Origin of the sequence: Bacillus cereus group sp. MYBK5-2, from assembly GCF_051915685.1 — a bacterium.
In the GTDB taxonomy this organism is placed as follows: domain Bacteria; phylum Bacillota; class Bacilli; order Bacillales; family Bacillaceae_G; genus Bacillus_A; species Bacillus_A cereus.
The window spans coordinates 1,148,619-1,173,546 of record NZ_JBQAFE010000001.1 but is presented as its reverse complement, the minus strand read 5'-3'; the positions used below and the strand labels follow the sequence as shown (position 1 = coordinate 1,173,546).

Sequence of the window (24,928 nt, the reverse complement as noted above, 5' to 3'; positions counted from 1 at the left end):
CTCACCTTTCATTATACTATTTTTTTGTAATATATGCCCATTTATAACTGAAGTCCCCGCCAAACGTATGATTAGCAATGCCTTTTACAAACGGCTTCTCTAAATAAGCTGTACTTTGTTGGTACGTAGGAGAAATTGCTGCGTCTTGACCAATTAAGATTTTTTCAGCTTCCGCAAGTGCATTCCAGCGTGCTTTATCATCTTTTAATAGCTCTCCTTTTGATTTCGCTACTAAATCATCATACTTCGGATTAGAATAATCCATTTCATTAAATGAGCTTCCAGTAACAAACATATCAATATAAGTCATTGGATCCGGATAATCAGGGCTCCATGCAGATAATGAGAATTCGTATTGGAATTTCTTTTCTAAATCTAGCTTCTGCTTGTATGGTTGCTGTTTCAAATTTACTTTAATACCAGGCAAGTTTTTCTCTAGTTCTTCCTTAATAAAATCGCCTACTTTTTTACGGCTACCGTTATCATCGTTTAGTAATTCAACCGTAATTGTATCTTGACCAAGCTCTTTCTTCGCTTCTTCCCATAATTTTTTTGCTTTCTCTGCATTATCTTTACTATCACGGAAGTTTTTATTTACAGAGCGGAAATCTTTTCCATCCGGACCTGTCGTGAATTTTTCAGGTACTAAGAAATATGCTGGCAATGAACCGTCATTTAAAATGACATCAGCAATTCCTTTTTTATCGTATGCTAAATCAATCGCTTCACGTACTTTTTGGTTTTTAAATGTTGCATTTTTTTGGTTAAAACGCAAGAAATATATGCGTGGATCTAACTTCGTTTTAAATTCATCTGGCTTATTCTTTTTATATTTATCAACAAATTCAGAAGTTAAAATAACTCGATCTGCTTGATCACTATCATATAAATTTACTCCCGTGCTTGTTTCCTTCACAATACTTACATTAATTTCGTCTAATTTTACAGTATCTTTATCCCAATAATTAGGATTTTTCTTCAACTGATAATTTTGTTCATGTTTCCATTGACTCATTGTAAATGGTCCATTATATAATAATTTATCTGCTTCTAATCCGTATTTATCTCCTTGCTCTTTCACATATTTTTCATTTAATGGGAAAAATGTAGGGAACGACGTAAGCTCAAGAAAATAAGGTGCTGGTTGCTCTAATTCTACTACCAACGTTTTATCATCCTTCGCTTTAACACCCAATTGATCTGCTGGTAATTCACCTTTATTTACTTTCTGTGCATTTTTCACATCAAATAAAATGAATGCATATTCTGCCGCTAATGCTTTATCTAATGTACGTTGCCATGCATATACAAAATCTTGTGCTCGAACTGGATCACCATTTGACCATTTCGCATCACGTAATTCAAATGTATATGTCTTTTTATCTTCACTAATCTTCACATCTTTTGCCATACCCGGTGTTGGTTTATTATCTTTATCTAGACGATATAAACCTTCCATTGCATTTACAAATACACGGAAAGATACAGAATCTGTTGATTTAGATGTATCCATTGAAGGAATTTCAGCTGTTTCTAGCAAATTTAAAACTTGTTTATCGGCCATTCCCTTATTCGATTCTTTCTTCGTTGTCGAAGCCTTCTCACCATTCCCACATCCTGCAACCAATACACTCGTCGTTAACGCAAGTGCAGCAATTGTTGTTGTCTTTCTCTTCATTCTTCCTTCCCCCAATCTATATGTATAAGTTAAATCCTATATAATATATTTCATTATACAAAAGATTCTGATTATTTTAAATATTTATTTTAACAAACATAGAAAAAAGCGATCGGAAATTTCTTTCCAGCCGCTTTCTTGAATAGCATTTACTTGTAATCCATCCTCTATATCAAATGGATTTTGAACTTTAAATATTTCTTCCATCAGCTTCAAAAACTCTTCTTCAGTTTTAGATTCACCATTAACCATAAGTGAGTATGGTTCCACTTCACCTAATTTATAATCGACAACAAATTGAATCTTCACCTTTTGTCTTGGCGTTCTGGTGTTATATCCTTGGAATTCTACTAATTCTAACCCTTCCGTTCCACGATAATATATCCAACCTGAATTTTGAAAATAATTTTCGAAAGATTCACCTATTGAAAAGAAAGGATATTCATAAAGCGAGCTTGTACGAACCTTTTGAATAACGTCTCGATCAGTCGGAAAAAAGAAATGACTAAAAAATATGCTAGCAACTGCTAAAATAGTAACAATTGTCGCTCCCATTTTGCTCGTTCCGCCGCTATCATTGATTAGATAGTTTTCAACTGATTTATCTTTTATTTCTCTTGCTTTTATTCGGTATATACGTCTTTCCGCAAATTGATAGTATAATCCATTTGCAAAAATCCCCATTCCAAACAGAATAAAAATGAGTAATAAAAACGTAAGAGGCACCATATTAATGATTGGCAACGCTACATTAAATCCCATATAATACGAAAATGCATCACACGCTACTAATAACAACATAAATAAAGCAGCTGGTACATAATACTTACGATATCCTAGCCAGCCTATATTGAAAATAGCAGCCCAACCATTCCAGCTCCATCTAGCAATCCGCTTATTCTCAAGATCCCATTTCCTTTTGTAATACGGATATTGTCTCCCTACATATACTTCCAATTCTTTATCTATTAACGAGCTACCTTCCTCTTGTTCATTATCCAAGTTTCGCTGACAACTTGCACAATTTAACTGTTCCTCCTCGCAAGGTTGCCCACAATTTATACATTTCAAAACAATCCCTCTTCCCATCCATACGTCATTTCAAAATACCTTCGTGTTTTAATAACCACTCTTTCCTCCATAAACCACCAGCATATCCAACAAGCTTTCCACTCTTTCCTATTACACGGTGACATGGAACAATTATTGAAATTGGATTCCGACTATTTGCCCCTCCTATTGCCCGTACAGCTTTTATATTTCCAACTTTCTCTGCAATATCTAAATATGAAGCACTTACGCCGTATGGAATAGTATAAAGTGCATCCCATACATTTTTTTGAAATGCTGTTCCCTCCGCAGACAGCGGGACCGTAAACTCTTTTCTTTTCCCTTTAAAATATTCATCTAACTCATTTATACATTGTTCTATCATTTCATTTTTATTTTCTTCTTGTCGTTCATCAACAAATATAACAGACGTAATTCCTTCTTGATTCGCTGTAATTTCAAGCAAACCTAATTCGCTTTCATAATAAGCCTGGTACATATGCCATCCTCCAATTCAGTTCATATTAGTCATTGTAACACGAATATACAAAATTTTTCGTATAAGCGTTTTATTAGAGAAACAAAAAAGAGAATGGTAAAATATAAGAAAATTCAATCAAGGAGGCTATTTGATGAATTCCAAGCTTTTTTCACCTTATACAATTAAGAACGTTACACTAAAAAATCGTATCGTTATGTCGCCTATGTGTATGTATTCCTCGGGGAATGAGGATGGCAGCGTTACGAATTTTCATCTCATTCATTATGGAACTCGCGCTGCTGGCCAAGTAGGTTTAGTTATGGTTGAAGCAACTGCGGTGTTAGCTGAAGGACGAATTTCTAACAAAGACTTAGGTATTTGGGATGACAACCTAATTGAAGGCTTACATAAAACGACTACTTTTATACATGATAACGGCGCAAAAGCTGCCATTCAACTCGCTCACGCCGGAAGAAAAGCAGAATTAGAAACAGATGCGTTAGCTCCTTCAGCCATTCCATTTAATGAAACAATGAAAATGCCAATAGAAATGAGCAAACACCAAATTAAAAATACTGTATTAGCTTTTCAGCAAGCTGCAGTACGATCAAAACAAGCTGGATTTGATGTTATTGAAATACATGGCGCTCACGGTTACCTTATCAATGAATTCCTATCACCACTTACTAATAAACGGACGGATGAATACGGCGGCTCACCTGAAAACTGCTATCGTTTCTTACGCGAAATCATTGACTCGATAAATGAAGTTTGGAACGGACCGTTATTTGTCCGTATTTCAGCAAATGATTATCATCCTGAAGGGTTAACAGTTCAAGATTATGTTCAGTATACAAAATGGATGAAAGAACAAGGAGTAGATTTAATCGATTGTAGCTCTGGAGCTGTTGTCCCTGCAAGCATCGATGTTTATCCTGGGTATCAAGTACAATATGCTAAACATATTAAAGAGCATGCTAACATTGCAACTGGTGCAGTTGGATTAATTACGACCGGAGTACAAGCAGAGCAAATTTTAAACAATAACGAAGCTGATTTAATTTTCATCGGACGTGAGTTACTTCGCAATCCGTACTTCCCGAGAATAGCGGCCAATGAACTTGGCTTTGAATTGCAAGAACCATATCAATACAAGCGAGCGCCAGGGAAAATTCATACGAATAAATAAAACCGAGAAGTCATTCTTCTCGGTTTTATTTATTCTATCGTTGTAATTTCATTTGAATTATAAGTATGGATACCCGATTCTTCTCGCAGCGCGGTTATATACATCCCTTTCGCCACATCTTTAGCTGAAATTGGTTTATACTTTTTGAAAGCCCCTTTAAAGATAAAAGGAATAATACGAGATAACTTTTCAGCCATTTGTTCGCCGAAACGAAATTCTTGTCGATTTCCTACTAATAATGATGGTCTAAAAATGTGAATACCACCGATCACTAACTTTTGCAATTCTTCTTCCATTTTCCCTTTCACTTGTGAATAAAAGAAAAATGATTTAGGATTCGCTCCCATAGAAGACACGACAAGGAAATTTTGTACCCCTTGTTTTTCAGCTAAACAAGCAGCTCGTAACGTATATTCATAATCTACTTTTTTAAAATTTGCTTTTGTTTTTGCTTTTTTTATTGTTGTTCCTAAGCAACTAAAAACATCATCCACAGCAAAGAACTCTTTATATTCCTCTAATACCAAAAAATCAACTTGTTTCTGCTGTAACTTCTCATGTTGCAATTGCATTGGCTCTCTTACAAAAATAGTAACCGAATCGTAGTAATCTGATTCAAGTAATAGACGCGTTATCTCTTGTCCAACTAAACCACTTGCACCAAGTATTAACGCTGTTCGCTTATTCATATATGCATATACCTCTTATTTTACTTTTCTCTCCTTCAGTAAAATACAACCTTTAGGAGTTTCCTGCTCTTATTTTACCACAAGTAAAACACTATGCGTACGCATAGTGCTTTACTCACTCTTTTTTCTCATCTCTCTCTTGTAATTTCGTTATTGTTGTAGCGTCCCCTAAATTACTTATTAATCTTCTTAAAAAAATTAATACGAAAGATAATGGCAATACTACCGCTAATATTAATAAAATAGCTTCCATTAAGTAACCCAAGCGCTCATCCCCCTCTTTACCTCCTTTTCAATATATGAAAACAGCGTTGTCACATATGCATGCATTTGCAAAAATAATACACCTATATTTGACAAATTTATAACAAAAACAAATCGGAATGATTATTATTTATTGCAACTTTATTAAAGATGTATTATACTAAGTTCGCAAACTAAAACGTAATTATTCCGTTTTGTATTAAAATGATATTTTTCTTCTATAATTGGGGAAAATATATCCGTAAAAAAGAAAAGAGGAGAACTTCATGCCTAAAAGATTGACTATATTTTCATTCTTACTTATTTTTACCTTAATTTTCGCTGGCTGCTCAAATAAAAAAGAAAGTAATGCCAAGAAAGATGGAAAGCTAACAGTTTATACAACGATTTTCCCACTTGCTGATTTCGCAAAGAAAATTGGTGGCGACTATGTAAATGTTGAAGCAATTTACCCACCTGGTGCAGATTCACATACATTTGAACCAAGTCAAAAACAAACAGTACAAGTTGCAAAAGCCGATTTATTTGTTTATAACGGCGCTGAATTAGAACCATTTGCTGAAAAAATGGAAAAAACATTACAAAAAGAAAATGTTAAAATTGTAAATGCATCTAAAGGTATTGAGCTTCGTGCTTCTACTGAAGAAGAGCATCATGATCATGGAGATGGCCATAAAGAAGATGAACATCATCACGATAAAGACCCACATGTTTGGTTAGATCCTACTCTAGCAATGAAACAAGCAGAAAAAATTAAAAATGCACTTGTAGAATTACAACCTGAACATAAAAAAGAATTTGAAAAAAACTTTGCAGCACTTCAAACTAAATTTACTGATTTAGACGATGGATTTAAGGCAGCTGTAGCGAACGCAAAAACGAAAGAAATTTTAGTTTCTCATGCTGCCTATGGTTACTGGGAACAACGATACGGCCTAAAACAAATTCCTATCGCTGGAATTTCAGCTTCTGATGAACCATCTCAAAAGCAGCTTGCTGACATTACAAAAACAGTAAAAGAACATAATCTAAAATATATTTTATTCGAAACGTTCTCTACTCCAAAAGTAGCATCCGTAATTCAAAAAGAAACTGGTACAAAAGTTTTACGCTTAAATCACTTAGCTACTATTTCTGAAGATGATGCAAAAAATAATAAAGATTACTTCACTTTAATGGAAGAAAACGTAAATACATTGAAAGAAGCAACAAACTAATCCATTATATTTTCTAGGCAGCTGAATCTGTTATTCAGCTGCCTTTTTATGTATTTATCCTTGACTTGGCCAAAATAACAAGTAAAATTATCCATATTAGCTTGAAAGCTATATTAATTTAGAAGGTGAGTTGGAATTATGAATCTTCACATTTGTGAAGTAACAGCAAAAAATTGGCGTTCAGTAGTTGCTTTAGACGTCACAAAAGATCAGCAACAATTTATTGAAAGTAACGCGTTTTCTTTAGCAGAATCATTATATGAAGGAAACGGAACGTCAGTAGGTTTATATGATGGCGAAACACTTGTAGGATACGCAATGTATGGATGGTATTCAGTAAAACATAAAAGTGTATGGCTCGATCGCTTTATGATTGACCAACAATATCAAGGAAAAGGATACGCAAAACGTTTCCTTCGCTTACTTATTCAATTCTTACAAGAAAAATTTGAATGTAAAATAATTTACTTAAGTTTACATCCAGACAACAAACTTGCAATGGGACTGTATGAATCATTTGGTTTCCGCTTAAATGGGGATATTGATGATGAAGGTCCAGTTGTAGGTGTTGTAATGGAGTTACTAATAGACGAAAATACAAGCCTGTGAAAACAGGCTTTTTATTATACAGTTATCAATTTTTAGTTTCTTTCCCTTATTTAATTCTGTTTTACAATCTAATAGAATGCTCATAAAAAATAAGCCTACAATTTACGCAGACTTATTTCACACACTCCTCGAAATGTTCTTGGAACCACTCTTTATTAATATCTCTTCCGATAAAAACTACTTCACTTACTCGCTCTTCGCCCTCTTGCCACTCTCTATCGTACGAAGCAGCAAATAACGTATGTACGCCTTGGAGAACGATACGTTTATCTACTCCGTCTATCGATAAAATTCCTTTGTAACGATATAAATATTCCCCTAGCTCTTGCACGACAGCTGACATCCACTCATTAAGCTTTTGTAAATCCAGCGGACGTTCTTCACGTAATACAAATGATTTCACACCTTCTAAGTGGTTATGTTCTTTATGAGGGTAAATTTGCAATGTATCTTTCGTTTTAAACGTTTGGATTTGTAATAAAGATGGTATATCTACCTCACAGTTAGTCGCCTCAATTAACTTTGCAGTCGGGTTAATTCCTTGAATTTCATGCAAGAGATTTTCTTTCTCATTCTCTTCAATTAAATCTAATTTATTTACTAAAACAACATCAGCAAACGCAATTTGCTCTTTTGCTTCTAATCCTTTTTCAAAATGTTTATGTATATGATAACTATCTACCACCGTTACAACACCGTTAATTTGGTAAGCAGATTGGATGACTGGATCTAAAAAGAATGTTTGAATAATCGGGCCTGGATTTGCAAGGCCAGTCGTTTCAATTACTAAACCATCAAAATCCATTTTCCCTTCTGCTTTTACGTCCAATAACTGTTTTAAAGCAACAAGTAAGTCTTCACGTACAGTACAGCATAAACAGCCATTTGTCATTTCCATAATTTCTTCTTCCACATTCATAATCAACTGATTATCAATGCCAATTTGCCCTATTTCATTTACAATCACCGCTAATTTCTTACCGTGATTTTCTGATAAAATACGATTTAATAATGTCGTTTTCCCCGATCCAAGAAAACCAGTTAATATTGTTACTGGAATCATTTCGTACATCTCCTTATAGCTATATGTTTCTACATTATAACATATAGAGAAAATCGTTTTTGTAGCAAAACATATTTATTGTCTGTACACCTAATTAACTATATAATAATACGTAGTAAGAAAGCCTTTTCAAAACATTATTATTCATCAAGGGGGTACTTATAATGGAGCGAGTTCAAATGGCTGAAACACTAGAATTTTCTCGTATTATTCAAGGATTTTGGCGTTTAGCAGAATGGAATATGACAAAACAAGAATTACTTTCTTTCATTGAAGATTGTATGGATATGGGAATTACTACTTTTGATCACGCTGATATTTACGGCGCATATACGTGTGAAGGGTTATTTGGCGAAGCTTTACAATTAAAGCCTTCCTTACGAGAAAACATGCAAATTATTACAAAGTGTGGAATCGCTCCCCCATCACCGAAATTTCCAGAACGATATGTTGCTCACTACAATACTAGTACAGAGCATATTATGCAAAGTGTAGAAGCATCACTTAAAAATTTACATACAGATTATATTGACGTATTACTTATTCATCGTCCCGATCCTTTTATGGATCCAAATGAAGTGGCAAAAGCCTTTTCACAATTAAAACAAGAAGGAAAAGTTCGTCACTTCGGTGTATCTAACTTCTTACCTTCACAATTTAATATGTTAAATTCGTACTTAGATTTTCCACTTATTACGAACCAAATTGAAGTTTCTGCATTGCAGCTTGAGCATTTTGAAAAAGGAACAATTGACTTATGCCAAGAAAAACGAATCAATCCAATGATTTGGTCACCTCTTGCTGGTGGTGAGATCTTTACTGGTCAATCAGAACGTGCTGTACGTGTACGCGAAACTGTGCAAAAAGTTGCTACTGAGCTAGGTGTTTCTAATATCGATACGGTTATGTATGCTTGGTTACTTGCTCATCCAGCTAATATGATGCCAATCGTTGGCTCTGGTAAATTAGATCGCGTAAAAACTGCCGCTCTTGCTACAAAAGTTAACTTAGACCGTCAACAATGGTTTACAATTTTCGAAAGCTCTAATGGACATCCTGTACCATAATGCATAAAAAGAAGAGCTATTTTCTTACAGCTCTTCTTTTTCATATGTATTTCTAGTCATGGCAAATACACACATATCCCTTAATCCGTTTCCATCTACCGCAACACTCGCACTTTCTAACGTACCTTCTAACTTAAAACCTAATTTCTCAGGTATCGCTCTACTCTTCTTATTTAAAGAATCACAACGAATTTCTACACGGTTTGCTTTCAATTCAGAAAAAGCGTAATCCGTTATACCTTTCGCAGCCTCTACCATATAGCCTTTTCCGCTAAACCTTGTATCAATCCAATATCCGATTTCAAATTGAGGTATATCCCAATTAATACGATGCAATCCGGCTGAAGCAATAAATTCACCTGTTTCTTTCGAAAATACTAGTAATCTTAAATCCTCACGTTGCAAAAATTGAATATGTGATTTTCTAATACTTTCTTCTACTTCTTGCTCTGTTTGCTCTTTTTGTGCAAACACCATCCAAGGTTTTAGTTGTTCTATTGAAGCCTGAATTGCATCATATACAACTTTACCATCTCCTGGTTTCGGCATTCGAATAAAAAGCCTGTCAGTATAAAATTCAGAAGGAAAATCGAATAATAACGGATTCACTGTAAACACTCCCTATATTTCTTTTATATATAATAATATCCATCTCAAGTTATATAGTAAAGAATTTTCTGAATTGAAAACCTTTTACTTATTCACTTCCACCGCTACACGAATTCCAGATTCAATCGCACCTTGAATCCATCCGTGATATAGCGTTGTATGATCTCCAGCAAAGAATATTCTCCCCTCTGGTTTGACAATCGCTGGTTGCAACTCAGATTCTTGACCTGCTTGAAAAAGTGCAAATCCTCCAAGCGCATACGGATCCAATGTCCAGCTTTTTGATATTCCAGATATGAACTCATCATACACTTGACCACCTAATATTGTTGCTAAGTTGTGTAATGCGTAATAAATACGATCACCTTTTGATAAACCATCCCATAACAACGCGTCATAAGACCATGTATAGCTACCTAACATCATAGCCGGCCCTTTCTGCCCAATTCCATAACTTGGATAATAGGCATAACGAATTGGCAAATCTGTTATAATTCTGCCGCCTAATTGTCCTTGTTCTTCCCAAAATCGGCTTTTAAATTGAATTCCTATTTTCGTCGCAGGCATATAATGTAATTCACGAATTGCTTTCCATTTTTCATGAGATATAGAATCAAACGGATCTACTTCTACAAAACGCATTGTCGAAAACGGAATGGTAACAATAACTAAATCTCCTGTAATACTACTATATTCAAAAGTTTCCTCGTTCCGATAGACAGCTGTCACACCATTATCGTGTTGATGTAGCTTCATTAATTTTTGATTATATATAATATTCTCTTCTAATTGCGGTAAAAATGACTTTGGCAATCTATCGTTCCCGCCCACAATTTCACAAAATCCGCTCTCCTCTTGCATAATGTATAGAAAGCGTAAAGTCTCTACAAACGATCGTTCCAAAAAACCTTCTAAATCTAATAGAACACCAATCATCTCAATTGTTACTGGCGAAAAGTAAGTATTATACTGATAAGGATGATACTTTAAAAATTGCCCAGTAGAGTATCTTCCAAAATCCTTTACTACAACGTCCCAATTTTTTTCTGGGTTCTTTTTTATAAAATTTATAATGGGCTGTACCGCTAACAATAATAATTCCTCTGACGTTTTTCCAACTTCATTCATTTCCACAGGATATCTTAGAATACTTGGATCTTTTTCATATTGTTTTAACGTCGTTTTCCGTCCATTTACGTATATAATATCCGTCTCATTCCTATTAATAAAAGGTCTCACCTGTAGCCCAAATTTTCTTATATATGTCATCGTTAATGTATGCGAATATGGAATCCTCATTGCTCCAACATCTAAATATAATCCGGTATCTTCCATTCTAACCGTTTCTATACGGCCACCTACCCGGTTATTTGCTTCAAAAATTTTCACATCATGTCCTGCAGCCTTTAATAAAGAGGCTGAAACTAACCCAGCCATACCAGCTCCCACTACAATAATTTGTTTTGGGCTTGTCGTCTTATTCAATCCTTTATCTATAACTTTTAACGCTTCATCCATTTCAGTGTTATACATTATATCTTTCTGCACAATTCCACCCCTTACTTCATCAAATGGACGTTAGTGGTTTAGTGCATTTTATTCATAAATCCCCATAAACATAACACCATTGCAATTTGAATATTCACTAAAAGTACATAAGAGACAGATCTCACTTTTCTTTATACTTCGTATAATATAGCAACTACAAAGAAGGAGTGGTTAAAAATGAAACATACCTATGACTATGATGCTACAAAAAAACATTTAGAATTAAAGAAACAAAACTTATGTAAAAAACTTAGCAATATGACACTATCTGAAAAAGAACGTGAACAACTAAAACGTGAAATTGACAACTATGAATATATTTTAAATCTAGTCGAAATGAATCATTATGAACGCGGATTTTCTCGTTAAAAGCGGAAATAAGATTATCCGCTTTTCATTTTGAGCATTTCACTACGCATTTTTCATAAGTAAATATATAATAGGATGTACATTAAGATTGAGAGGTATATTCTATGATCAAGTTAAGTGTATTAGACCAATCACCTATTTCAGATGGTAGCACAGCAGCCCAAGCTTTTTCACATACAGTTACGCTTGCACAAGAAGTTGAAAAACTCGGATTCACACGTTTTTGGGTATCCGAACATCATAATTCCGTAAGCTTAGCTGGTTCAAGTCCAGAAATACTTATTTCTCATATTGCCGCAAAAACGGACCGTATTAGAGTCGGTTCAGGTGGTGTTATGTTACCGCATTATAGCCCATATAAAGTTGCTGAGAATTTCCGTGTTCTAGAAGCATTGTATCCGAACCGCATCGATCTCGGTGTTGGTAGAGCTCCTGGTGGTATGCCAATAGCAACTCGCGCACTTCAAGAAGGGAAAATGGTCTCACTTGATCAATATCCAGAACAAATTGCAGACGTTGCAATGTACTTACATGATCAAGTACCAGAAAACCATCACTATGCAAACTTAAAAGCCACTCCAGTTATCCCAACGTCTCCTGAAATGTGGATGCTCGGTTCTAGCGGAGAGAGCGCTAAAATTGCTGCAAACAACGGAGCTTCTTTCGCATTTGCACAATTTATTAACGGCTTCGGAGGCCCTGAAGTTATGAGGGCTTACCAAGAACAATATCAGCCTTCATTTTTAGGAGATAAGCCTAATTCAATCGTTGCCATCTTTGTTATATGCGGAGAAACAAATGAAGAAGCGGAAAAAATTGCTTCTAGTTTAGATTTATCAATCTTATTATTAGAGCAAGGAAAACGAACTACTGGTACACCTTCTATTGAAACTGCTCAAAATTATTCATACAGCGCTTATGATTTATTCCGTATAAAAGAAAATCGTCAACGTATGATTGTTGGTGATCCGTCTTCTGTAAAAGAAAAAATAATAAACTTAAGCAAAGCATACAATACTGACGAATTTATGATTGTCACGATTACTCATCAATTTGAACATAAATTAAAGTCTTATCGCTTATTAGCAAATGCTTTTAATTTATAATTCTAAAAAGAGATGCATCACATGTGATGCATCTCTTTTTCTTACTACTTATTGTTTTCATTTCCTATATATTCAATAGCTTCTTTTAATAGCTCTTCAAAGTTAATAGGATAATCATGATCTAAGTCAGGCACAACTTTATACTTATGTTCTATATTCTTCTCTCTTAATAGTTGTACAAATTGCTGCGTGGATTCGAAACAATCTTCATCTTGATCCCCGCATACTATATATCCTTTTATATGTTTATCCTGCAGCACTCTTAACAACTCATCCCATTCTTCAATCTCGGGAAGCCATGGTGCCATAAAAACAAAACCATCTACATTTATATCTTGTTGTAAAATCGTATATAAAGCTACTCTCGCCCCTGCAGAAAAACCACCAATGATTACACTTTCTACTGTATGATTTTCTATAAACTTATTGTAATGCTCTTTTAATTCCTCTTTCCCTCTCTCTATATCATCCCAAACAAATCCATCTGAAAACTCAATTTGTGAAGACTGTGGTAAAGCTAACATATAATCTTGTGTCAACACAGATTTCCAATATGGTTCTACTATTTGTATATTTTCTTGGTCACCGTGCAATGTAAGTAGTAGATTTCCCTCTTTCTTGCTGTATATATATTTCACATCTGGTCTTTCCTTTTTATGTGCTAATTCTTCTCTTTCTTTACATAATTGCACCATTGTATGAAATTCTTCAAATTTATGTAGTGATTTTAAATCTTCGTCGGAAATTAAATACTCATTTCCATACCAGAATCCCTTTTCTATAATGGCCTCTCTCATTAAATGTAATGCTTCTTTTTCAAGTCCCGATGCACTTGCGAGTGCATACTTAAAATTATATATTTGCGCCTCATTCCCTATTACACCTGTAGCGTTTTCCATTATATAATTGTACGCTTCAAAACTTCCTTTATTTGCATAACAACGTAACGTTTCATTTAATAATTGAATGTAAGTCATGCTATTTTTCATGTACCAATTCCCCCGAAACCTTTTATAATATTTTTTGCGAATCTTTATACCACTTTGTATAACCCACGCTAACAATACCTTATTCTCAAAATGATGCTTAATAGTTACTCTTCCCTGTCCAATACATTTAGTATAAATAATAATAGACTGAAAAATCAATATTTTAACAAACAAAAAAAGACAACAATATATGTATTGTTGTTTTCATTACATCTACCCGCTCTTTTGTTTTTTTCTATCTGGTTTACTTGAAACTAAATAATGTTTTTCTGAAATATATAAGTCTCTTTTTAAGCTACGATTTAAGTAAGGTCCTAGCTTCATTCCGCATATGAGGCGATCTTCGCTACCTTCAACAATTGGGAACATTTCTTTTTCTGTTACGTATTGGTCTACTGCTTTTTGTACGACATCAATTTCTTTCACTAGGCTTAAATTTTCTGCTGTATGTTCAAATACCTCAAGCGTTTCCTTCGTTATGAGAAAATCATTTGTTGGAAATGCAGGTAAATACGGTTTTAACAAATCATAATTTACTGTATAATCTTCATTTACTAATACTGTATAAACGATATTAGCATTCGTTTCTAAAAACTGAGCCATCGCTTGTTCTAATTCATCTTTCGTAATTTCCCGCTCTTCTTTTCCAGTTCTGAAAAAGCGAAACATCGCATCGCCTCCTTTTTACTATATTATAGCATAAAAGAAAACTGAAAAATCATAAAAAAACCCATTGAAATAATTTTTCAATGGGTTTCTATTATATTTATCGTTATTTTAAGAATGCACTTAGCATCCATACATGCTGTTCTAATGTTGTATGAATTGCTAACAGCATGTCAGCTGATGTTTCATCGCCAGCTTCACCTGCAACTTCCATACCTTCTTTTAATTCTTGAATAAGTGCAGAATAATCATTCACTAATGTTTGCACCATTTCTTCTGCAGATTCTTTGCTTGTCCCTTCACTGACACTAGATGTTGCGAGATATTCTTTCATTGTCGCTAATGGTTTACCTTCTAAAGCTAAAATACGTTCTGCTAACTCATCAATATACGTTCCAGCCTCATTATAAAACTCTTCAAATTTCTCATGTAATGTAAAGAAGTGTGGCCCTGTCACATACCAGTGATAATTATGTAGTTTCACATATAACACATTCCAGTTTGCTACCTGCTTGTTTAATACTTCAACAACATTTGTTTTCGTACTCATACAATCACTCCTCTTATCATTTTGTAATGTTTATCTTTTAATAACCTAATTACATTTTACCATACATTCCCTTTCCTTTCGAACAATTGGCTTATATGTAACAAAGTTTTAACACCTTTAATGCTTCCCTAATATCATTAAATTCATGTATTTTTTTAAACACTTCATACGTCTAATTGTCCAAGCTCATACATATGCATAATAGTACATCAAGCTCATCATAGTAGAAAGAGGGATAACATGGACAATCAACAATGGCAAGTAGCAAAGAAAGTAGCCGCTACTTATATCGGAACTGTCGTTGGAGCTGGATTTGCTACTGGACGAGAAATTGTTGAATTTTTCACAGTGAATGGATTATACGGGACAATTGGCATATGTGTAAGTGGATTTTTTTTTATTTGGCTTGGCACAAAGATGATGTTACTTTCATCACAAATCGGGGCATTTTCAGCGCAAGAATTTAACAAATATTTATTTGGGGATGTATTTGGGAATGTTGTAAACACATTATTATTACTCGTTTTATTCGGCGTAACGAGCGTTATGTTATCAGGGGCTGGTGCAGTATTTGAAGAGCAACTTCGCTTACCAAGACAACTCGGTATTCTTATTACAGTTATCGCTTGTCTCATTATAAGTAGCCGCGGATTACAAGGTGTTTTTGAAGTAAATACACTTGTCGTACCTATTATGATGATTTTTATTATCGGACTTGCTATTACAACCTTTTTTCACGGTACACCTTCCATTAATAACACTATTCCTGCAGAGAACTGGAATATGAAATGGATTACTAGCCCTATTACATATGTCGCCTTAAATCTTTCTCTCGCCCAAAGTGTTCTCGTCCCATTAGCCAGTGAAGTAAGAGATCGAAAAGCCATTTTTTGGGGTGGGATTTTAGGTGGTGCTGGACTTTCTTTAATTTTATTATGCAGCCATTTAGCAATCTTATCAGTCGATCAATTTTACCAATATAACATCCCAATGGCTGAAGTCATAAGAAGATTTAATGCAACTTTTCACTTCTTTTTCGTTCTCATTATTTTCGGTGAAGTTTTCACAACTTTAGTTGGTAATGTGTTCGGAATGACAAAACAGATGCAATCTATTACTGGGTGGAAAAATAACAATATTATTTTCTTCATTTTACTAATTAGTTATTGCTTTAGCTACATCGGTTACAGTGACTTACTTCACATTCTATATCCTATCATCGGATGGGTAAGTATTGTTATACTGCCAATCATTGCGTTTAAACAACTTCAAAAAACATAAAAAAGCATCCATGTTATTGGATGCTTTTTTATGCTCATTCACAATCATCACATACTTCCCAATACGGTCCCATTTCTAATGCTAAATATGGCTTTAACTGCAACCGAATCATTCGACTAGGCATGCGCTCTAAAACAAATTGAATACCTTCTTCATCTTCGTCTAATTCAACTTTTGAAATCGCAATTCTTTGCATAGTCGTAATGGGAATTCCATCTTTATATAAAGTGATTTTCACCTCATCGTATTCATTAAAATATAATTCGACACTCATTTGATTTTTCAGTATTTCATCAACAATTTTAAATGTATTATTTTGTTCTTGGATTATATATTTCCATCCGCCTCTATCTTCTTTCGGAGCTGTTTGAAATAATGTCTCCAAATCCTCGTATAGCATAAGATAACCCCTCTCTTACTAAAAAACGATGAGTATTTTATATACCCTTTATCTCTATCACTATCCATAGCTATTGTACCATATATCAACGTTCTTACCGTATTCATTTGCTTCATACATACTTATAAAATAACTAATTCTATCTCCATTATTATGTATATTACCTCATTACTCCATACACTCTTACAAGTTCAAATAACGACAGACTTTAATCCATGCAAATATTGTCTACTCTCTGCTTTTATTAGCTCACAGCATTCACACTTTTACATATAGTAAGACTACCACAAATAAAAAAGGAGAGTGACTTATACCACTCCCCTCAAAAGACCTTCCCTATAGCTGCTAAAACTAATACGATTATTAAAATTGCAAATAATAATGAGACAATGAAACTAAAAATAGGTAACGCTTTCTTTTCATTCTTCTTAAATAGTAACTTTAAACTAAGAAAAATATTTACTGGTACAAATATAAAATAAAAATATTTAACAATTTGCAACGAGCTATTCGAAAGTGTTTTTAATATAAACACTTCAATTAGAAAAACAATAAAAAATGAAATACTTAGCCAAAATGAGACGTAACTAAGCCAAGAATGTCTTTTTGTCCCCCAATACACTCCCATAATACTCTCCTTTTATTTGTATTCTATACGTTAATAATTATACACAAAGCTAACAAATACCTCTATTTTTCGACAAACATTATGCAAAATACCATTTTAAACGTCATAAAGGAAGTTTACATCTCCATTTGATTTTACACAATAAAACAGACTACCCTCTATTGGCATAATGCTACTAGGGGATAGTCTGTTCTCTATTAAACTTTAAATCTCTCAATTAGTCCTTGCAACTCTTCAGCCATTTGAGATAACGTGCCTGCTGCAGATCCAATTTCCTCCATCGAAGCTAGCTGTTCTTCAGCTGAAGCCGCAACATTTTGTGTGCTTGTCGCATTATTTTGTGCTGTCATTGCAATTTGTCCTACCGAAATAGATACTTCATTTGCCCCTTTTGACATTCCATTAGCCGTTTCAACCATCGTCTTAATTTGATTAGCTATTTCATTTGTAGATTGTAAGATTTCAGCAAAGTTTTGCTTCGTTTCATTTGCGATAACAAGTCCAGATTGAACTTCCTCATTTACATGATTCATAGATTTGACTGTCTTACCCATATCATCTTGTATTTCACATATTAATTTACTAATTTCACTAGAAGATACGCTAGACTGCTCTGCCAATTTACGCACTTCATCTGCAACAATTGCGAAACCTCTTCCATGCTCACCGGCTCTTGCGGCTTCAATCGCCGCATTTAGAGCTAGAAGGTTTGTTTGATCTGCAATATTTTGAATTACTTCTAAAATATCACCAATTTGTTTTGATTTATTATTTAGTAATTGTATAACTGCATCTGATTGTGAAACCGATTCTGCAATAGACTGCATCTGGTTTACTGTTCTTCCTACTAGTTTCCCACCATCTTCTGCTTTTTCACGAGTATGTGCAGAAGCCGTATTAATAGATGATGAACTATTTGCTACATGTTGAATTCCTTCCGTTACATCAAACAGTAACATAGCGCCATTTTCTACGCTTGTTGTTTGCGTCGTTGCCCCACTTGATATTTCATCCATTGCGATTGTGATTTGCTCAGTCGCTTCACTCGCTTGCCTTACACTTGCAGTTAGCTCTTCTGATGCCGCTGCAACATGCCCAGCTGAATCGTTAATTCTTCCAATTAACGTCCGTAACGAATTCGTCATCTCATTAAAGCCTTTAGCAAGTTGGCCGATTTCATCATTAGAATGAATTTCAATTGTTTGCGTTAAATCCCCTTCGCTTATTTCTTTAGAGGTAACAACTAATCTCTTTAAAGGCTTCGTAATTGAAAGTGTTACAAAATAAATAAGTGCCCCGCCTACTACTAATGAGATAAGCATAACAATTAACATATTATAAAATACAGGTTGAGCAGCTTCAATTACTTCACTTGAGTACATCGTCCCACCAATTTTCCAACCTGTTTTTACATTTGTAGCAAATACCATATTCTTTTCACTACCGCCATAAGAATATGAAAAAGCACCGTGATTATCTTCATAAATTTTCTTTGCCCAAGAATCAGCCGCTTTTTCCCCTGATTTTTCTTGTGGATGAGCAATTATTTTTTGCTTTCCATCTAAAATGAAGGCATATCCTTTTTTACCAATATTAATTAACTTTGATGTTTTTAATAAATTATCTAAACTTAAATCTAGCGCAACAACTCCATTTTTATCTTCTGTTTGTTTTGCGATTGTTACGACAATATGTCCATTTCCTTTTGCCTTATATGGCTCAGTAACAACAATACCACCTTGTTTTTCAACCGCATCTTTATACCAAGAACGCTCTGTTGGATCATAGTCTGCTGCCATTTGTATATTTGGTTCTTGTACAAATTTTTTATCATTTCCGGCAACATATACTTGTTCAATATCTTTATTTAAATTTATATATTGAGATAACATTTTTCTTAATTCATCCTGATTATCTCCTTGATACATATTCCCCTGAATCACCCGTGCAAAATTATTCACATCATTAAATTTTGCATCAATCATTTGATTGATTAAATTATCCAGTATTTTTATATTGTCGTTGGCACTACTCTTAATTTGCGATTCAAAATTCTTTTTGGCTGTTTGATAAGACATGCCTCCGATAATAGACACAGCCGCAATTAAAATTACAAAGAATGAAATTAATAGCTTTTTTGCTACTTTCATATCACGAAACAAATTTAATAGTTTACCCATTATGAACCTCCTAATTTTCAAATTTAAAAGTTAAATTGAGTTAATTATGAATATTTCCCAATCCCTAATTATTATTTTCATAACCTATTATGATGAATACTTTGTAAAGTTTAAACAATTAATTTCCCTTTGTCTATATATATGAATAATATTATTATAAAATTTACAAATAGAAAAAACCAAAGGGGCACCCTTTGGTTTTTACATTTTTTTATGTTGTTTAGAAAGCTTTTTCCACTTATCACGCTCTGCTCTGGCAAGGATTGCATCTTGTTTTCTTATAAAATACGCCAGTTCTCTTTGTAATTTTTTATAGCTTTTCAAACGATCTATCGTAATAAGTCCGTTTTCAATTGCACTATACACCGCGCACCCTGGTTCATTCTCATGCTTACAATCACGGAAACGGCATGTTGTCGCAAGTTCTTCAATATCAGAGAATGTTGTTTGAATCGCTTCGCTTCCTTCCCAAAGTTGCAATTCCCTCATACCGGGAGTATCAATTACGAGAGCGCCACTTGGCAATTGAAATAACTCTCGATGCGTTGTCGTATGCCTTCCCCTACTATCCTCCTCACGTATATCTCCCGTTTTTGCTACCTCAATTCCTATTAGCGCATTTAACAAAGTTGACTTTCCTACCCCTGATGACCCAACTAAAGCAATTGTTTTCCCTGAAGAAACGAATTGTTTCAACGAATCAATACCTGTATGCTCTAAACTATCAACAACAAAAATAGGAACACCAATTGCTATAGCTTCCGTTTCTACAATTTTTTGTTCTATATCATTACATATACTACTCTTTGTTAAAACAATAACTGGCATAGCGCCACTTTCATACGCTAATAATAAATAACGTTCCATCCTTCTAATATTAAAATCATGATTAAGTGCATTCACTAAAAATAAATAATCTACATTTGCTGCTATAATCTGTTCTTCTGTTCTTGTTCCAGCCTCTTGTCTTGAGAAAGAGCTTCTTCGCTGGAAAATACGATGAATAATCGCTTTCTTTTCATCTTCTATTTTCTTTATATACACCCAATCACCAACTGCTGGATAATCGCCTTTCGTAACTGCTTCATGCCGAAACTTCCCAGACAGTTCTGCCATATACTCACCATCATTACAAATAATTCGATATATATGCTTATGCTCGAGTAAAATTCGTCCTACTTCAAAGTTCTCAACAGCTTGTTCCTCAAAAAAAGAATCCCAGCCGAACGATTCTAAAATATTTTGATTCAAATTGATATCCTCCCTAGTGTAAGCTAAGCGGAAGGATCGTGCGCTCACTTATATAGTCTCGCCCTTTCCATCCACCTTTGTATTTGGTTTATTATTCATATAAGTTATTTTCGCCATAATACATCACCCCGTTCTTCTTTTAATTACTCTCATTATATGGAATTCTCCTATAAAAAGCTACATTATTTAACGTAATTTTCAAACAACTTTCTTTTGAGCATTCTAATTTGTCCTCGGTGACTAATTTCATCTTCTAGCACATGATACCAAAGATAGTGCTGGTTATATATTACACCGTTAGGCCACTTTCTTTCTGACATGAGCCACTCATCACTTTGTTCACTTAAATACTTCAGAGATTCTTCTCGAACACTTTGTAGAAGTTGTACATAATACTGTATTTCATGACCACGGATCGCTCTACCCGCTTCCCCTAAATACAGTGCATCTTCCCATATTTCTAATTCTTCTTTTGTAAAGTCACGATTTTGAAATGAAATAAGCTGATGAACTTTTTCAATAGCTGCTATATGCTTTAATAAGGCGCCAATTGAATTTCCGCTGCTCTGCATAATTAAATCTAATTGCTCAACTGATAAATTTTTTACTTCGCCTAATGTTACAGCCCTCGTATGCTCCAGCATGCTTACTAATTCCCCTATATTTTTTGTATAACCATCTACACTTCTTATTCGATAATCTATCTTCATATCACGCACCCCTTTCTGCATTCATATTATTGTAAAAATGATTCATATAATAGACTGAAACCTTTCGAAATTTTCTGTTATAATTAAATTGAATACAAAATATACCCAAACAAACTTTCTCAATATGCTTATATGAAATATTAAAAGGAATCAATATAAAATAATCGAATCTTATTCACTAAAAGGAGTGGATTCGATGGAAATGTATCAATGGCTAACCGCTGTTCTCGTTGGTGGCATTACCGGCTTCGTTTCCCATCTAATCAATAACCAAGGTAAGTTATTGCTTCCACGCCGTTTGAAAACATTTTTTCATTTTGGATTTTTAACTGATATTTTTACTGGTAGCCTAGCCGCACTTCTTGGGCTCGTTTTATTCGATGTCACCGCGATAAAAGAAATTATAAAAGTATCCATTGTAACTGCTATTTCTGGCCAAACTTTCTTACTACATCAAGCTCTTGGTGGCGAACAGGCTAAAAATACGCAAATTGGGAAAGCTGATGAGAAGATTCAAGAAATTGACAAATTATTGCGACGTTAGTGTATACTTTCTTTTAAAATTATTGTTATAATGAGAAATAAATATTTTCTATTGCGTCGTTTGTCAGGAGAAAGGGTGTTTCGTATGACAAAAAAGAAAATAGAAGATTTCTTAACAAACTCCGAAAAAGAGGAACTGCTAGAAAACTATAAATGTTTACGAGAAGCCCGCACAAAAAGCGAAGCTAACTATTTTGGTGAAGCAGTAAACCATCTATTAAATAAAGCAAAACAACGAATTATTAAAGATGCAGGTATACATGATGAAAATGCTGCAACTGTTCAATCAAAGAGAAAAGCACTGTTTTAGCTACATTAGCTAAAACAGTGCTTTTTATTACAATACTTTTCACATTACTTTCACATCTATTTCACAATTATAAGTACTCCTATATGTTAAACTAGGTATATCCTTTTCCGAGGAGCTATATGCCGATATATAAATCCCTATCTATATAGGGATTTTTTATTTCCCCATAATTTTATTACAAATCCTTTTCAATCATACAGCTCAACGACGAATTATTAAAAATACAGCAACTATGCAATCAAAAAGCACCTTCTAGACTTATCCTAAAAAATTGTTTTTTGATTTACTAAAACTTTATGATGCAATTCCTGTTTCACTACTTTCAGTAAGTTTTTCACTTTTTCTAAACAAAAATAAAGCTCCTATATATAGTAAAGCAGTAAAACTACCTATAAGTATAAAATTGTGAGATACTGCAAATAACATTCCTGCTATTGCCGCACCAATCATTTGACCAATATACATAGAAGCATTTGCAAGCGCGGCTCCTGTTCCTCTTGCTGCACTAGATATGTTTTGTAAGTGCCTCATCATTAATACAAACAAAATTCCTGTCCAAAAAAACAAAGCAAAGAACGATAACTCCACCAATACAATGTTCTTTACATGTGGAAGTAATACATATAGCACTGCTGTAAATATAATTCCACCATAGAAAGAAAGGTTATAACCAATTTTATTTACGATTCTAGGACCAAAAATATTACCAGTTAAATTTCCTAACCCTAATACGAGCATAGCTGTACCTACTTCATGAACTTGTAAGCCAAATTGAATGGAAAGCCATACACCAAAAAATGAAAATGCAGCAAAATTTCCGGTTTGAAAAACAAAGTATGCAAAATAAGAAAGTGAAACCTTTGAATCTGTAAGTAATTGTTTATAACGCTGTAAAATCGCTTTTTTATTTCCACCTATATGAACCGACTGTATTTCTGGTAATACAACATAAATAAGAATGACAAGTAGTGCTGATAATATACCAATGAAATAGAATGGGATTGTATAATGTATCGTTGCTAAATAAGCTCCCAGTGGCAGCCCTAAAATTTGAGAGATTGATAACCCTGCTGTTGCAACCCCAATTGCTTTCACAATTTGCTTCTTCTCTATAAGGAGCGGAATAGATGCCCACACTTGTGGAGATACAAAAGCTGCACTTACACCTGCTAAAAATCTAAATGTTAGCATCCATAAAAAACTCGGTGTAATTCCACACAAAAACGTACTTATTGCAAAAAAACTCATACCTAGTACCATCACTTTTTTTCTGTTTAATCCATCTGATATAGGACCAGCAATAAGCGCAAATCCAGCATACCCTAAAGCATACGAACTCACCATCCATCCTGACAACTCAGTTGAAACATGATACACCTGTTGCAATGTCGGCAACAGTGGTGAAATTAAGAAAGTATCTGTACCGATCATAAACATTATCATAAAAAATACAGCTAGTACTCTGTTCATTTAGACCTTCTCCTTATATAAACAGAGGGTACTCTCCCTCTGTTTAACTAATCTTCTAAAATAGATTGGATTTCTTTCATGACTCTTTCATTCAATGCAACGTCTACCGCTTTCACACTTTCTCTTACCTGCTCTGCCCGCTTTCCACCAGGTATAACAGTATCAATTCCTTCTTTATTTAATAACCATGCTAACGCTAAATGAGACACTTCAATATCATTTTCTTTAGCTAGCCCTTTTAACTTATTCACTTTCTTAAAATTACTCTTATATGTATTTTCTTCAAATAGATTTACATTTTGACGCCAATCGACTTCATTTAATTTAAAATCTTCTGTATATTTTCCGCCTAATATTCCAAAAGCAAGAGGCCCATATGGAATAAATGAAATACCCGCTTCTATACAATACGGCAACAGTTCTTCCTCAGCTGTACGTTCTAACATATTGTATGGAGATTGTACAACATCTATATGACCATGTTGATTCGCCTCTTTTAATTGTTCTATGTTTACGTTCGATATTCCAATTGAACGAATTTTCCCTTCTTCTTTTAAATGAGTAAGCTCTCCGATTGAATCTATGTAACTTGTTTCAGGATTTGTAAAGTGTAAATAATATAAATCAATATATTCAGTCTGTAATCTTCTTAAGCTATTTTCCACAGCATTCCTTAAATAACTTGGTTCATTGTTAATATAAGTTTCTCCATTTAACAACGGTTGAATTCCACCTTTTGTAGCTAGTATAAACTCATGACGTTTTCCCTTTAATACTTCTCCTACTAATTCCTCTGATCTACCGAAACCATATGAATCTGCTGTATCAAAAAATGTAATCCCTTGCTGAATAGCTTCTTCTACTAATCGCTTTCCTTCTTCTTCATTCACATCAGCATATAAATTATGTCCCCCTACTGCATTTGTACCTAAACCCAACTTTGAAATATTTAATCCTGCCTTTTGCAATTTTGTATACTTCATTTTTTCTCCCCCTATATTTCTATTGTTC

At 34.1% G+C, this 24,928-nt stretch carries 27 protein-coding genes and 1 pseudogene; 9 read left to right on the top strand and 19 right to left on the bottom strand.

What is annotated here, in order from left to right:
* Positions 1-16: 16 nt before the first annotated feature.
* From ACTFP3_RS06260 to ACTFP3_RS06250, 3 genes are all read right to left on the bottom strand, one after another.
* Positions 17-1,678 (bottom strand): peptide ABC transporter substrate-binding protein, encoded by a 1,662-nt coding sequence (locus tag ACTFP3_RS06260; RefSeq protein ID WP_000824276.1) that lies wholly within the window; start codon positions 1,676-1,678, stop codon positions 17-19.
* An 84-nt stretch (positions 1,679-1,762) separates the two neighbouring features.
* Positions 1,763-2,767 (bottom strand): DUF2628 domain-containing protein, encoded by a 1,005-nt coding sequence (locus ACTFP3_RS06255; protein WP_440009675.1) that lies wholly within the window; start codon positions 2,765-2,767, stop codon positions 1,763-1,765.
* Positions 2,768-2,774: 7 nt separating this feature from the next.
* Positions 2,775-3,227: a methylated-DNA--[protein]-cysteine S-methyltransferase gene (locus tag ACTFP3_RS06250; RefSeq protein ID WP_000283907.1), complete on the bottom strand. Its 453-nt coding sequence runs from the start codon at positions 3,225-3,227 to the stop codon at positions 2,775-2,777.
* A gap of 133 nt (positions 3,228-3,360) precedes the next feature.
* Between ACTFP3_RS06250 and namA the strand changes: the two genes are divergently transcribed.
* Complete coding sequence (gene namA, locus ACTFP3_RS06245) at positions 3,361-4,398, top strand: NADPH dehydrogenase NamA (RefSeq protein ID WP_016122352.1); 1,038 nt, start codon at positions 3,361-3,363, stop codon at positions 4,396-4,398.
* 29 nt (positions 4,399-4,427) lie between these two features.
* On the opposite strand, the gene ACTFP3_RS06240 is transcribed toward namA, so the two are convergent.
* Both ACTFP3_RS06240 and ACTFP3_RS06235 read right to left on the bottom strand, forming a co-directional pair.
* On the bottom strand, positions 4,428-5,087 hold the full coding sequence (locus ACTFP3_RS06240; RefSeq protein ID WP_001042733.1) for an oxidoreductase: 660 nt from the start codon (positions 5,085-5,087) through the stop codon (positions 4,428-4,430).
* 115 nt (positions 5,088-5,202) lie between these two features.
* Positions 5,203-5,352, bottom strand: a complete 150-nt coding sequence (locus ACTFP3_RS06235) for a hypothetical protein (RefSeq protein WP_000540932.1) — start codon at positions 5,350-5,352, stop codon at positions 5,203-5,205.
* 265 nt (positions 5,353-5,617) lie between these two features.
* Between ACTFP3_RS06235 and ACTFP3_RS06230 the strand changes: the two genes are divergently transcribed.
* Both ACTFP3_RS06230 and ACTFP3_RS06225 read left to right on the top strand, forming a co-directional pair.
* Positions 5,618-6,568 (top strand): metal ABC transporter substrate-binding protein, encoded by a 951-nt coding sequence (locus ACTFP3_RS06230; protein ID WP_001126148.1) that lies wholly within the window; start codon positions 5,618-5,620, stop codon positions 6,566-6,568.
* 138 nt (positions 6,569-6,706) lie between these two features.
* Positions 6,707-7,177, top strand: a complete 471-nt coding sequence (locus ACTFP3_RS06225) for a GNAT family N-acetyltransferase (protein WP_221839539.1) — start codon at positions 6,707-6,709, stop codon at positions 7,175-7,177.
* A gap of 112 nt (positions 7,178-7,289) precedes the next feature.
* On the opposite strand, the gene ACTFP3_RS06220 is transcribed toward ACTFP3_RS06225, so the two are convergent.
* The gene (locus ACTFP3_RS06220; RefSeq protein WP_440009670.1) at positions 7,290-8,240 is read right to left on the bottom strand and encodes a CobW family GTP-binding protein; all 951 of its coding nucleotides are present in this window, start codon (positions 8,238-8,240) and stop codon (positions 7,290-7,292) included.
* A gap of 164 nt (positions 8,241-8,404) precedes the next feature.
* On the opposite strand from ACTFP3_RS06220, the gene ACTFP3_RS06215 reads away from it, so the two are divergent.
* Positions 8,405-9,307, top strand: coding sequence for an aldo/keto reductase (locus tag ACTFP3_RS06215; RefSeq protein WP_000442783.1), 903 nt, complete (start codon positions 8,405-8,407; stop codon positions 9,305-9,307).
* Positions 9,308-9,331: 24 nt separating this feature from the next.
* On the opposite strand, the gene ACTFP3_RS06210 is transcribed toward ACTFP3_RS06215, so the two are convergent.
* Both ACTFP3_RS06210 and ACTFP3_RS06205 read right to left on the bottom strand, forming a co-directional pair.
* Positions 9,332-9,916, bottom strand: a complete 585-nt coding sequence (locus tag ACTFP3_RS06210) for a GNAT family N-acetyltransferase (RefSeq protein WP_149215729.1) — start codon at positions 9,914-9,916, stop codon at positions 9,332-9,334.
* Between the two features lie 84 nt (positions 9,917-10,000).
* A complete protein-coding gene (locus ACTFP3_RS06205) occupies positions 10,001-11,464 on the bottom strand; it encodes a flavin monoamine oxidase family protein (protein WP_326036023.1) in 1,464 nt (487 codons plus the stop codon).
* A gap of 177 nt (positions 11,465-11,641) precedes the next feature.
* Between ACTFP3_RS06205 and ACTFP3_RS06200 the strand changes: the two genes are divergently transcribed.
* Both ACTFP3_RS06200 and ACTFP3_RS06195 read left to right on the top strand, forming a co-directional pair.
* Positions 11,642-11,833: a DUF3896 family protein gene (locus ACTFP3_RS06200; protein WP_000683359.1), complete on the top strand. Its 192-nt coding sequence runs from the start codon at positions 11,642-11,644 to the stop codon at positions 11,831-11,833.
* 104 nt (positions 11,834-11,937) lie between these two features.
* Positions 11,938-12,939, top strand: a complete 1,002-nt coding sequence (locus tag ACTFP3_RS06195; protein ID WP_000594045.1) for an LLM class flavin-dependent oxidoreductase — start codon at positions 11,938-11,940, stop codon at positions 12,937-12,939.
* Positions 12,940-12,983: 44 nt separating this feature from the next.
* On the opposite strand, the gene ACTFP3_RS06190 is transcribed toward ACTFP3_RS06195, so the two are convergent.
* The 3 genes from ACTFP3_RS06190 to ACTFP3_RS06180 form a co-directional block, all read right to left on the bottom strand.
* A complete protein-coding gene (locus tag ACTFP3_RS06190; RefSeq protein ID WP_000798313.1) occupies positions 12,984-13,928 on the bottom strand; it encodes an alpha/beta hydrolase in 945 nt (314 codons plus the stop codon).
* Positions 13,929-14,141: 213 nt separating this feature from the next.
* Positions 14,142-14,597 (bottom strand): DUF3939 domain-containing protein, encoded by a 456-nt coding sequence (locus ACTFP3_RS06185; RefSeq protein WP_000488210.1) that lies wholly within the window; start codon positions 14,595-14,597, stop codon positions 14,142-14,144.
* Positions 14,598-14,700: 103 nt separating this feature from the next.
* Positions 14,701-15,144, bottom strand: a complete 444-nt coding sequence (locus tag ACTFP3_RS06180) for a Dps family protein (protein WP_000105199.1) — start codon at positions 15,142-15,144, stop codon at positions 14,701-14,703.
* A 240-nt stretch (positions 15,145-15,384) separates the two neighbouring features.
* Between ACTFP3_RS06180 and ACTFP3_RS06175 the strand changes: the two genes are divergently transcribed.
* Positions 15,385-16,425 carry a YkvI family membrane protein gene (locus ACTFP3_RS06175; protein ID WP_000370205.1) on the top strand — a complete coding sequence of 347 codons (1,041 nt, stop codon included), beginning with the start codon at positions 15,385-15,387 and terminating at the stop codon, positions 16,423-16,425.
* Between the two features lie 34 nt (positions 16,426-16,459).
* Here the strand turns inward: ACTFP3_RS06175 and ACTFP3_RS06170 are convergent, their stop codons facing one another.
* From ACTFP3_RS06170 to ACTFP3_RS06145, 6 genes and pseudogenes are all read right to left on the bottom strand, one after another.
* Entirely contained in the window at positions 16,460-16,825 is a 366-nt protein-coding gene (locus ACTFP3_RS06170) for a DUF3979 family protein (protein WP_000965068.1), read from the bottom strand.
* Positions 16,826-17,147: 322 nt separating this feature from the next.
* Entirely contained in the window at positions 17,148-17,453 is a 306-nt protein-coding gene (locus tag ACTFP3_RS06165; RefSeq protein ID WP_440009666.1) for a hypothetical protein, read from the bottom strand.
* Between the two features lie 197 nt (positions 17,454-17,650).
* Positions 17,651-18,469: a methyl-accepting chemotaxis protein gene (locus ACTFP3_RS06160; RefSeq protein WP_406622349.1), complete on the bottom strand. Its 819-nt coding sequence runs from the start codon at positions 18,467-18,469 to the stop codon at positions 17,651-17,653.
* Between the two features lie 123 nt (positions 18,470-18,592).
* A pseudogene (locus ACTFP3_RS06155) lies at positions 18,593-19,531 on the bottom strand (HAMP domain-containing protein); the annotation flags it as partial.
* 303 nt (positions 19,532-19,834) lie between these two features.
* The gene (rsgA, locus tag ACTFP3_RS06150; RefSeq protein WP_440009663.1) at positions 19,835-20,884 is read right to left on the bottom strand and encodes a ribosome small subunit-dependent GTPase A; all 1,050 of its coding nucleotides are present in this window, start codon (positions 20,882-20,884) and stop codon (positions 19,835-19,837) included.
* Positions 20,885-21,066: 182 nt separating this feature from the next.
* Positions 21,067-21,594 carry a DinB family protein gene (locus ACTFP3_RS06145; RefSeq protein WP_000687338.1) on the bottom strand — a complete coding sequence of 176 codons (528 nt, stop codon included), beginning with the start codon at positions 21,592-21,594 and terminating at the stop codon, positions 21,067-21,069.
* A gap of 196 nt (positions 21,595-21,790) precedes the next feature.
* Here ACTFP3_RS06145 and ACTFP3_RS06140 point away from each other — a divergent pair, with 196 nt between their 5' ends.
* Together ACTFP3_RS06140 and ACTFP3_RS06135 are read left to right on the top strand one after the other, a co-directional pair.
* On the top strand, positions 21,791-22,138 hold the full coding sequence (locus ACTFP3_RS06140) for a DUF4257 domain-containing protein (protein ID WP_000426317.1): 348 nt from the start codon (positions 21,791-21,793) through the stop codon (positions 22,136-22,138).
* 84 nt (positions 22,139-22,222) lie between these two features.
* Positions 22,223-22,447: a hypothetical protein gene (locus ACTFP3_RS06135; RefSeq protein WP_000162602.1), complete on the top strand. Its 225-nt coding sequence runs from the start codon at positions 22,223-22,225 to the stop codon at positions 22,445-22,447.
* Positions 22,448-22,741: 294 nt separating this feature from the next.
* On the opposite strand, the gene ACTFP3_RS06130 is transcribed toward ACTFP3_RS06135, so the two are convergent.
* Positions 22,742-23,917 (bottom strand): MFS transporter, encoded by a 1,176-nt coding sequence (locus ACTFP3_RS06130; RefSeq protein WP_440009660.1) that lies wholly within the window; start codon positions 23,915-23,917, stop codon positions 22,742-22,744.
* Positions 23,918-23,964: 47 nt separating this feature from the next.
* Positions 23,965-24,900, bottom strand: coding sequence for an aldo/keto reductase (locus ACTFP3_RS06125; RefSeq protein ID WP_000877965.1), 936 nt, complete (start codon positions 24,898-24,900; stop codon positions 23,965-23,967).
* Positions 24,901-24,928 lie beyond the last annotated feature (28 nt).